This is a genomic window from Thermosulfurimonas sp. (assembly GCF_015491435.1).
Taxonomy (GTDB): domain Bacteria; phylum Desulfobacterota; class Thermodesulfobacteria; order Thermodesulfobacteriales; family Thermodesulfobacteriaceae; genus Thermosulfurimonas_A.
Map to the genome: position 1 here is coordinate 1 of NZ_WFVX01000096.1, position 9,809 is coordinate 9,809.

Annotated in this window: 11 protein-coding genes and 1 tRNA gene; 4 read left to right on the top strand and 8 right to left on the bottom strand. The window is 55.7% G+C overall.

From position 1 onward, the window contains the following. Positions 1-56: 56 nt before the first annotated feature. Both F8J34_RS04250 and F8J34_RS04255 read left to right on the top strand, forming a co-directional pair. Entirely contained in the window at positions 57-230 is a 174-nt protein-coding gene (locus F8J34_RS04250; RefSeq protein ID WP_297056765.1) for a hypothetical protein, read from the top strand. A gap of 97 nt (positions 231-327) precedes the next feature. Then, positions 328-729 carry a hypothetical protein gene (locus tag F8J34_RS04255; RefSeq protein WP_297056766.1) on the top strand — a complete coding sequence of 134 codons (402 nt, stop codon included), beginning with the start codon at positions 328-330 and terminating at the stop codon, positions 727-729. A 263-nt stretch (positions 730-992) separates the two neighbouring features. On the opposite strand, the gene F8J34_RS04260 is transcribed toward F8J34_RS04255, so the two are convergent. Next, positions 993-1,069, bottom strand: a tRNA-Met gene (locus F8J34_RS04260). A 69-nt stretch (positions 1,070-1,138) separates the two neighbouring features. Here F8J34_RS04260 and F8J34_RS04265 point away from each other — a divergent pair. Then, positions 1,139-4,537 carry an AAA family ATPase gene (locus F8J34_RS04265; RefSeq protein ID WP_297056767.1) on the top strand — a complete coding sequence of 1,133 codons (3,399 nt, stop codon included), beginning with the start codon at positions 1,139-1,141 and terminating at the stop codon, positions 4,535-4,537. Here the strand turns inward: F8J34_RS04265 and F8J34_RS04270 are convergent. From F8J34_RS04270 to F8J34_RS04290, 5 genes are read right to left on the bottom strand one after another with little or no spacing between them, the layout of a single operon-like run. Further along, positions 4,534-4,902, bottom strand: a complete 369-nt coding sequence (locus F8J34_RS04270) for a hypothetical protein (protein ID WP_297056768.1) — start codon at positions 4,900-4,902, stop codon at positions 4,534-4,536. The genes F8J34_RS04265 and F8J34_RS04270 overlap by 4 nt on opposite strands. Continuing rightward, complete coding sequence (rimO, locus tag F8J34_RS04275) at positions 4,902-6,245, bottom strand: 30S ribosomal protein S12 methylthiotransferase RimO (protein WP_297056769.1); 1,344 nt, start codon at positions 6,243-6,245, stop codon at positions 4,902-4,904. Before rimO ends, F8J34_RS04270 begins: the two co-directional genes overlap by 1 nt. Further along, positions 6,242-6,613, bottom strand: coding sequence for an aspartate 1-decarboxylase (panD, locus tag F8J34_RS04280; RefSeq protein ID WP_297056770.1), 372 nt, complete (start codon positions 6,611-6,613; stop codon positions 6,242-6,244). Before panD ends, rimO begins: the two co-directional genes overlap by 4 nt. Continuing rightward, positions 6,603-7,460, bottom strand: coding sequence for a pantoate--beta-alanine ligase (gene panC / locus F8J34_RS04285; RefSeq protein ID WP_297056771.1), 858 nt, complete (start codon positions 7,458-7,460; stop codon positions 6,603-6,605). The genes panD and panC overlap by 11 nt, the downstream gene beginning before the upstream one ends. Continuing rightward, a complete protein-coding gene (locus F8J34_RS04290) occupies positions 7,396-8,355 on the bottom strand; it encodes a L,D-transpeptidase (protein WP_297056772.1) in 960 nt (319 codons plus the stop codon). Before F8J34_RS04290 ends, panC begins: the two co-directional genes overlap by 65 nt. Before the next feature lie 146 nt (positions 8,356-8,501). Between F8J34_RS04290 and F8J34_RS04295 the strand changes: the two genes are divergently transcribed. Further along, positions 8,502-8,702: a hypothetical protein gene (locus tag F8J34_RS04295; RefSeq protein ID WP_297056773.1), complete on the top strand. Its 201-nt coding sequence runs from the start codon at positions 8,502-8,504 to the stop codon at positions 8,700-8,702. A 53-nt stretch (positions 8,703-8,755) separates the two neighbouring features. Here F8J34_RS04295 and F8J34_RS04300 read toward each other — a convergent pair whose 3' ends face one another. Further along, positions 8,756-9,517 (bottom strand): AAA family ATPase, encoded by a 762-nt coding sequence (locus F8J34_RS04300; protein ID WP_297056774.1) that lies wholly within the window; start codon positions 9,515-9,517, stop codon positions 8,756-8,758. Continuing rightward, positions 9,518-9,809: alpha-isopropylmalate synthase regulatory domain-containing protein (locus tag F8J34_RS04305; protein WP_297056775.1), on the bottom strand; the 292-nt coding region annotated here is incomplete at its 5' end.

Below are 9,809 nucleotides of genomic sequence, written 5' to 3' on the forward strand. Positions count from 1 at the left end.
CTCCTAGAAGGTTCCCATTCGTTTTCTTCCTGAGGGCGAGGGCACAAAAATGAAACGTGAGGATTGACAGAGAGCTTCTGATGGTGCTACTGGATCTCGGGAAGCTCGTGGCGCCTCCCGAGAGGGAGCGCGAGGGGCCTCGAGTGCGGATCAAGACCAAGGAGAAATGTCCCAAGTGCGGAAGGGCCTTCGCCGAAACCCCTTTGGGTTATCTGTGCCTCAAATGGTAAGACCATCCCACGCAGATTTTACATTTACCTTTCGGGGAACGGTCGCAAGATCCGAATCTATTCCTTTTGCGATGGGCAACCCCTTAGCTCCTGGGAGTTGGCTCAAAGAGCCCGACAGCTAATCGAGCACGAGATTCAGAACTACCTCTACCAAAATCTCCTGCAAGACTACCTCGAGAGCAAACGGCGAGAAATCAAGCCCGCCTCTCTACGGGACAAGAAAATTCTACTCGAGAAGATAGGGGAAATCCTCAAGGTCGCCGACGTGCGGGAGATACAGTCCGTTCACCTGCACAAGCTTTTCACAGAGCTTTCCCGCAGAAGGCTAACCCCCAAGACTATCCGAAACTACTTTCCAGAGCTTAGAGCCTTTCTCAATTGGCTCCGGCGTCGAGGAATCATTCACGAGGTGCCGCTCGGTCCGGAGATCAAGGTTCCGGAACCGCAGGGTAATGGCAAAAACCCCTCAAGAAGCTCTCGCCAACCTCGAAAAAATTAAAGCCGACCTTTTTAAATTTTATCTTGAGAAGGGCATCCCTATCCCTGAACCGTCCCTTCCGATCAAAAAAGCTGTCTGAAAGCGAAAAATCAGGTATAACCGCCCAAAATCAGAAACACATTCTTAAAAGTTACTTTTATTGTAATCGTGTCTCACCGAGAAACCCTTGACTATCAACGCTTTCCAGAGAGGTGCCTCACAGAGACTATCAAGAATAGATTTCAATTGGAGATTGGCTCTGACTCGGCTTGAAATTAAAAAATTGGGTGCGGGGGTGGGATTTGAACCCACGACCTCCGGGTTATGAGCCCGACGAGCTACCAGGCTGCTCTACCCCGCGTCCGTTCGCCTATAAATGTAAAGAGGTCTCTCCAAAAGTCAAGGGGCCCCGGGTAAAATAAAAGCGCCCATGCGCATAAAGCGACTGGAAATTTACGGGTTCAAGTCCTTCCCCTATCGGGTCTCGCTTCCCTTTCCCCGGGGGATCACGGCCATCGTAGGCCCTAACGGGAGCGGGAAAAGCAATATCGTGGACGCCCTGCGCTGGATCCTGGGGGAACAAAGCCTTAAACGCCTGCGGGTAAAATCCGCCGAGGATCTCCTGTTCGCCGGAGACCATGGCCGGGGGCCCGGGTTCGCAGAGGTTCGATTGGTCCTGGAGAATAATGGCCAGGCCCCGGAACCTCTACGTGATCTTCCCGAAATAGTGGTAGCCCGAAGACTCTACCGCACCGGGGAGTCCGAATTCCTCCTCAATAATCGTTCCTGTCGGCTCAAAGACATCCAGTATCTCTTTCTGGATACCGGGGTGCATCCCAGGGGTTACGGACTTATTGACCAGGGAGAGGTAGGGCGTTTTCTGGAGCAAGCCCCTCAGGAGCGTCGCATCTTTCTGGAGGAATTGGCAGGGGTGTCGCGTTATCGGGCCAATCGCGAAGAAACCCTGCGTAATCTCGCTCGTACCCGGGAAAACCTGGCCCGTGTGGAGGATCTTCTGGCGGAAATAAAAAAACAGGTGGAACACCTCCGAAAACAGGCTCAGGAGGCCGAGGAATTCCTGCGTTTGCGGGAGGAACTAAAGCGGCTCTCCCTTCTCCGCCTGACCATACTTTACCTTAAAGCCCTTAAAAACCGAAACCAGGCCCTAGAATCCCTGCAAAAGCTGGAGGAACACCGTAGCCGAATCGAAGAGCGGGCCAAGGAACTCGGTCCTTTGTATCAACGGGTCCTGCTTAAGGTGCGGAATCTCAAAAGAGAGGTCCGGGAAACCGAGGAGGCGCTGGTGCGTCTGGAGGAAGACCTCTCCCGAATCTCGGATAAACTGCGTCGGCTCTATCGGGAAGAGGCCGAATTCTCTCAAAAACTGGAAAGGGAACGGGCCCGCATCGAGGCCCTGAACGAAGAAATCGAACGCCTTACCCAGGAGGAACAACACCTGGAAGAAGAGATCGCCCTCCTTGAAGAGCGAATAAAAGAGAAAGAAGCCTCCTTCCGGGACGAAGAGGTTCTCTATCAGAGGGAACGTGAAGAACTTGAGAAGATAGAAAAAGAGCACCGGGAGATAGAAAGAGCAATCTTTCAAAAACGAGCCCGGCTCAAATCTGTAGAAGAAAGGCTTCAGGCGCTGGCCCGGGAAGAGGAGCGAATCAGCCGTGGAGAGGAAGACCTGCGGCAAAAAGAACAGGAACTTAAGGCCCGTAAAACTCATCTCCTTCGGGAAAAAGAAGCTCTTTCCCGGGAATTGGACGCGGTACAGGAACTGCTGCACCGGCTTTCGGAAGAAAAGAACGAACTGAAAAGCCGGCTCACCCGTTTTCGTTCCTTCCTGCGGGATCTGGAGGAGAAATTAAGGGAAATCCGGAGCGAAAGAAAGGGGCTCCAACGGGAAAGGAGGGGCCTTGAGGCCGCCCTGCGCCAAAACCTTCCCCCGGATTTAAGAAATCTCCGGCAGCCCCCGCCGGTATTGGCCGAACTCCTGGACCCACCCCCGGAAAAGCGGGCCGGGGTCGAGGCCTTCCTGGGCTCCAGGCTGGCCTTCCCGGTGGCCAGGACCCCGGAAGATCTGAAAAGGTTCCTTTCCTTTGAGGAGATAACCGGAATTTTTCTGGGCACCGGGGAGCGTCTGGAGAAATTGAAGGATCTTCTCTCTCAAATCCGCGAAGAGAGGGATCTTGCCCGGGTCTGGGAAACGGATCCCGAGGATGGGTGCTTTTTCCCCGAGCAGGGCCTCCTCTATGAACCCCCGGGATTTCTCAGACGGACGGATACCCGGGGAGACGGACTCCTGGCCCTTCGAGAACGCCTGAGGGAAATAGAAGGGCTCGAGAGGGAACTCGAAGAACGCGAGAAGGAAATACTCCGGGAAAAGACCCAAGCGGAACAAAATCTGCAACAACTTGAGGACACATACCGAAAGAAAGATCTCGAGTATCAGGAAATGCACCGGCAGGATCAGGAAATCCAGAAAAAGCTTCAAATCCTGAATCGAACCCTGGAAAGACTTGAGGATGAACAGGTTTTTCAGCAAAAGGAGGCCCGGGAAATAAAAAGAAAAAAGGAAGAACTGCTCCAGCAAAAGAACGAATTGGAGAAGGCCCTTGAGAGACAAAAAGAAGAGCTCTCCGGACTCATTCACCGGGAAACCAAGCTACGTCGGGAAGGGGAAGATCGTCGAAGCAAAATCCTGGATCTGGAAAAAATCTTCAAGGAAAAAGAGTCTCTCCTTGCGGAATGGAGGGGGAATCTCAAGGCCCGGCGGGAACGTTTATTGGAACTCCGGCAGAGTAAACAGCGGGCCGAGGCCCGGCGACGCACCGCCCGGCAGCAGGAGGCTCTGCTTTCCGAGGAACTCACTTTTGTACGCCAGATGCTCCGGGAGGAGAAGAAACAGCGACAGGAACGGGAAAAAAAGAGAGAAGCCCTCAAGGAAACTCTCTCCCGATGGCAGGAGGAACTGACCCGGGCCCAGCATGCCCTGAAAGAACTCGAGCAGGAGGAAAAGGACCTGGAAAGAGAGCGGACCCGGTTACAGGAAAAAATCCATCGTCTGGAACTGGATAAGGTGGAAGCGGAGATGACCATGGAGCATCTGCGCAGGGAGGCCCTGGAAAACCACGCTACCGCTCTGGAGGACTTTTTAAAACAGGAGCCCCCCAAAAGCGCCAATCTTCGGGAGATAGAAGAACGTCTGATCCTGCTGCGGGAAAGATTAAGCCGATTCCCGGCGGTAAACCTGGCCGCCGCGGAGGAATTGGCCCGGGCCGAGGAACGCTTGCACTTCCTCTCTTCCCAGCGTCAGGACCTGCTTTCGGCCATTTCCGACCTGGAAAAAGCTTTGCGAAGACTGGACCAGGAAAGCCGCAAAAGGTTACAGGAGACCCTTCGGGAAGCCAATCGCAGTCTGAAAGAGGTGTTTCCGGTCTTTTTCGAAGGAGGAGAGGCTGAACTTTACTTCACCGATGAGGATCCCCTTTCCGCCGGACTCGACCTCCGGATCAGACTCCCCGGCAAGCCCGTGAAACACCTCACCATGCTTTCCGGAGGCGAAAAGGCCCTTTGTGTACTGGCGGTGCTTTTTGCTTTTTATCTGGTAAAACCCGGTCCTTTCTGTATCCTAGACGAAGTAGATGCTCCGCTCGATGAAGCCAATACCCTGCGGTTCAATGAATTCCTCCGCCGGCTCAAGGAACGCTCCCAGATCATCCTGGTAACCCATAATCCCCGGGTCATGGAGGTAGCGGATGCCCTCTTCGGGGTGACCATGGAGGAAAAGGGCATCTCCAAGGTAGTGAGTGTCCGGCTCAATTAAAGCCGGATGGAACCCCCCCGCGGGGGTTTGCGAAGACGCAGAAAGATCAGGAGAATGAGCAGCAGAAGCACCGCCAGTAAAGCAATGAAGGCCTTGACCAGGATCTGTAACTGGACCTTGACCTCCGCCACTTCCGAATGAAGTTCAGCAATCTTACCTTCCAGTTCGGAAGAAGTGGAGAGTCGATGGTTCAGAAGCTGGACCAGATCCCCGGTTTGTTTTTCTATCCGCGCTACCCGATCGCTTAACTCCTGAAAGCGGGTGCTATTTTCCAGAGAGGGACACACCACCACCGGAACTCGACGACTGGCCTGAACCGAGGCCACCATGCAAAGAAACAACCCCACCCACAACCACATACGCATCATACTTCTTTCCTACCAAAATCTCCGGACTCACACAAGGCCTCTTCTCCTTCCAGGGCCTCGGCCCAAAGGTCGTAAGTAAAACTCCGTGTGAACCGCACCCGGACCATTTCCCCGGGAGAAACCGGAAGGCCTTTCCGGATGATGGTCCGGCCATCCACTTCCGGGGCCTGGAAACCGGCGTGTCCTACCGGCCGGCCCCGGTCATCATAGCCCGTAACCAGCACCAGGTCCTCTCCTCCCACCCGGCGACGCAGATTTTCCCGGGATATTTCCTGTTGCAGGGCTAAAACCCGATGGCGGCGTCTTCGGGCCTCGGTCCAGGGAACCCGGGGCTTAAAGCCCGCCGCCGGGGTTCCCTCTTCGGGATAAAATACAAAGACCCCCAGATGGTCAAAACGGGCCTGTTTCAGAAACTCCAGAAGGGTCCTAAACTCCTCCTCTCCCTCCCCGGGAAAACCCACCATAACCGTGGTGCGCAGACCGATCTCCGGACGCAACCGCCGTAATTCTTCCAGCAGCTCCAGGACCCTTTCGGGACGGTAAAACCGCCCCATGCGACGCAGGATCTCCGGATGGGCGTGCTGAAGGGGAAGATCCACATAAGGGGCAAGCCGCGGTTCGGAGCCCAATACCTCCAGCAATTCCGGGGTAAGACCCCGGGGGTGGAGATAGAAAAGACGCAACCTTACCCCGTCGGGAAGCTCCCTCAAAAGGTTCCGAAGCAAAAGGGGAAGATGGGCTCGCCCTCGATCCTTTCCGTAGGACGAAATATCCTGCCCCACCAGGATGATTTCCCTCACCCCCTGAGAGACCAGTTCCAGCGCTTCCCTCAGGATCTCCCTTTCCGACCGGCTCCGCAGAGGCCCCCGGATCCGCGGAATGGTACAGAAAGAGCATCCATGACTGCACCCTTCGGTGAGCTTGAGATAGGCATAAAAAGGACTTTCGGTGAGGATCCGGGAGACCCCGTCCGGCCCCTCCGGCTTAAGCCATAAACGCGTTTTATCCTGTTCGAAGATCCCGGGCTGACGGAAGGCTTCGATTCCGCAGACCAGATCCGCTTCGGGGAAACGTCGGGCCACCTCTTCCCCGTAACGGGCTACCAGACAACCCGTGATGGCCAGTTTCTGGCCCGGCCGTTTTTGTTCGGCCAGCTCCAGGATGGTTTCGATGGACTCCCTTACCGCCGGACGGATGAAGGCGCAGGTATTGACCAGGAGAAGGTCTGCTTCCTCCGGAGACAGAACCGGCTCCGCCCCTCTCTCCTTCAGACGGGCCAGTAACTTCTCCGTATCGGTGCGGTTTTTGGGGCACCCCAGACTTATGGCATAGACCTTCAAGAGGGGCGGGCCTCCTTTACCTCCCGGATCCGGTTGTTCTCATCCACATAGACCAGGCGGGCCCTGAACCCGGCCAGGGCCTCCTCGGGTACCCAGGCGTAGGCCACCACGATAATTTCGTCCCCTACCTGACCGAGTCGGGCCGCGGCCCCGTTCAGGATCACCTCTCCGCTACCGGGCTCCCCCCGGATTACATAGGTCTCAAAACGAGCGCCATTGGTCAGATTATAGACCCATACCGCCTCCAGAGGCGCAAGCCCTGCCGCCTCCATCAGTGCGGGATCCAGGGTCAAACTGCCCTCGTAATAGAGTTCACAACCGGTAACCCGTATCCGGTGAAGTTTACTTTTCAAGAGTTTACGATACATGGGTCGGATCCAGAATGGTATTATCAATAAGACGGGCCTTACCCACAAACACCGCCAGGGCCAGAAGGGTGGCCCGATCTATACGCTCCCTCTCCTCCAGGGTCTCCGGATCGCGAAATTCTACATAATCAATGCGGGTGTAAGGATGCGAACGAATAAACTCCTCAATCTCCCTCCGTAAAATCCGGGTTTCCCTTACCCCCTCCGCCACCCGTTTGCGGGCCAGCTCCAGGGCCCGATATAGGGAAAGCGCCGCCTCCCTTTCCTCCGGACGGAGATACACGTTCCGGGAGCTCATGGCCAGCCCGTCGGGTTCGCGCACCGTGGGATGAGGTACGATCTCCACCTCCAGATCCAGATCCCGTACCATACGCTGGATGACCTTCAATTGCTGATAGTCCTTCTCCCCGAAAACCGCCAGGTGCGGCTTTACGATATGAAAGAGCTTGAGCACCACGGTGCACACCCCTCGAAAGTGTCCGGGGCGACGGGCTCCGCAGAGGGGGCGGCTTAGTTCGGTAACCTCCACGTAAGTCTGAAAACCCGGGGGATACATCTCTTCGGCGGAGGGAACAAACAGGATATCCACCCCCTGGGCCTGGGCCAGGCGGCGATCCCTCTCCAGATCGCGCGGATAGCGGGCAAAATCCTCCTGCGGACCGAATTGAATAGGGTTTACAAAGATGGAAACCACCACCACGTCGGAAAGTTCGCGGGCCTTGCGCATCAGAGCCAGGTGCCCCTCGTGGAAATACCCCATGGTGGGGACAAAACCTATACGTTTACCCCGGGCCCGAAGCTCCTCGGCCCGAGCCTTCATGGAGGGGATATCGGTGATGATCTCCATCTTCCACCAGGCTCCATTCCCCGGAGTTTTCCTTTAACAAGTTTAATACCTGGCGAGGAAGATCATCAATAACCAGGGTCTGGAGGGCCGCATATCCTCCGGGCCAAGCCTCCACCCGCGAGAACATACTATCCAGCGGATCCAGACGCCCGTTTCCGTTGAGATCGCGGATATAAAAGAGCATCTTACCCGTACTCAGGGAACGCCCCACCATCTCCAGCCTCCGCAGACCGTTCCTTCTTTCCGAAAAGAAGATTTCCACTCCCAGCCCGATGCCCGGGAAAGAGAAGCTCACCCGACCCTCGAGTTCCCGGGGGCGAAACCGCAGGGGAACGATCTCCTCGAGCGTTTCCACTAGGGGACGCCGTCGATCGTAGATGAGCACCGGAGTGCCTATACGCACGAAGGAATAGACTTTCCGGATGTCTTTATTTCGCAGGGCTATACACCCGTGGGTCCAGTCCCTCAGGGAACGGGAGCCGCCCCCCCGGAAAAGGCCTCCTCCGTGGAGCCCCACCGCATACCCCAGGGAACCGGCCCGAATCTTTCCCCGCCACCGGGCCTCAAGATAGGCCTTAAATTCCTTTTCCGAAATCCTCCCCTCCCACCGGGCCCGGAAAATGTCCTTAAGGTTCGGATAATCGAGTTCGATAAAGAGATAATAGTTCCTGGAGGGATGCTTGGCATAAACCCGGTAAAGCCCCTCGGGAGTGGCCATATCCCCCTTTTCTCGCTTGGGACTTTCCGCATCCAGCCCCAGGGAACAGGGAAAGACCGCCACCAATCTTCCTCCCCGGTAAAGACTAACCCGCCGCGTGGACTTTTCCACCACCACATACCGCTCAAGATCCTTCCCCAGGACCTTTGAGGGAGAAAAAAGAAATATATCGGACATTATGGTAATCAAAAAGGAGATTATACCGATTAACAACCAATAACCTTGCTTTTTCATCTATTTTGCCGTATTTAAGGTCTTGAATTTCCGGACGGTTATCCCTATATTTAAACTACCAGTAAAATTATTTAAGTGGAGGTGTTGTTATGAAAAAGAAAATCGTGGCTTTAGCGATGGCGGCAGTCTTTGCGGCTCCCATGGGTGTCATGGCCAAGTCCTGCAAGGGTAAGATCAAGGAGTTTGACGGGAAGACCATGGTCATCACCATCAAGGGCAAATGTAAGGCCAAGGAGGGGCAGGAGGTAAAGATCAAGATCAAGAAGAGGGTCGCGGTAGAGGGTTGTTAAAGGTTGGACCAGAGGGAGGGAGTCCAGGCAGGGCTCCCTCCTTTAATGATTTTTTAGGCCGCAAGAAGTTTCTCGAAAGCGGTATAGGCCTTTTTAAGGAAGGTATGGTCCGGAGGGAGGTCCCAGATAGGTTTCTGGTGTATCTCCAGTTCGAAGAGTTCCGGGCTTTCCGGAAGATAGGCCAGTAATTCCAGTTCTTCGCGGGAACATATTTCCCTAACGTATTTATCCAGCGCTTCGGGCACGGGTTCCGGGGCACGGTTAACCAGGAGCCATTTGTGCCCTACATTCAGGCGCAGGGGTTTGACCAAAGCGGCAATGCGAGCGGCGGTGAGCACTCCCCGGGAGGAAGCGTCAGAGACCACCAGAAGATGGTCTATCTCGGTCATGTTCAGGCGGGAAAGATGCTCCATCCCGGCTTCGTTGTCCACCACCATGTAGGCATAGCTCTTCTCGAGCTTCTGTAAGGCCTGGGAAAGGAAGGAATGAGCGGCGCAGTAACATCCCGGGCCTTCGGGTTGCCCCATGACCAGGAGATCGTATCCCTGGGCCTCCACCAGGGCCTCGTGAACCCTCATTTCCATGTAATCCCCCCGGGCCATACTTTCCGGGACCTGGGTTCGGAGTTCGTCCTTGATCTCTCCCAGGGTGATTTCCACGGTGAGGCCCAGGAGTTCGTTTAGATTGGCATTGGGATCGGCATCCACCGCCAGGACCGGACCTCGACCGGTCTCCACGAGGAAACGCACCAGGAAGGCCGCGGTGGTGGTCTTCCCGGTGCCGCCTTTTCCGGCCAGGGCAATACGCACCGCCATTCACGAACCCCCTCTGGTTTTACGATCCTTAAAGAGCTTGTAGGTATAACTCTCCACCAGGGCCTGACAGCTGGCCTCGAGAATATCCTCGGAAACCCCTACCGTTCCCCACTGGCGATGGGGATCCCGGGAGGTAATGAGCACCCGCACCCGGGCCCCGGTCCCCGGGACCCCGGGAAGGACCCGGACTTTGTAGTCCTCGAGCTTCATTTCCCGGAGCTGGGGATAGAAACGTTCCAGGGCCTTGCGAATGGCGTGATCCAGGGCGTTTACCGGGCCGTTACCCACCGCA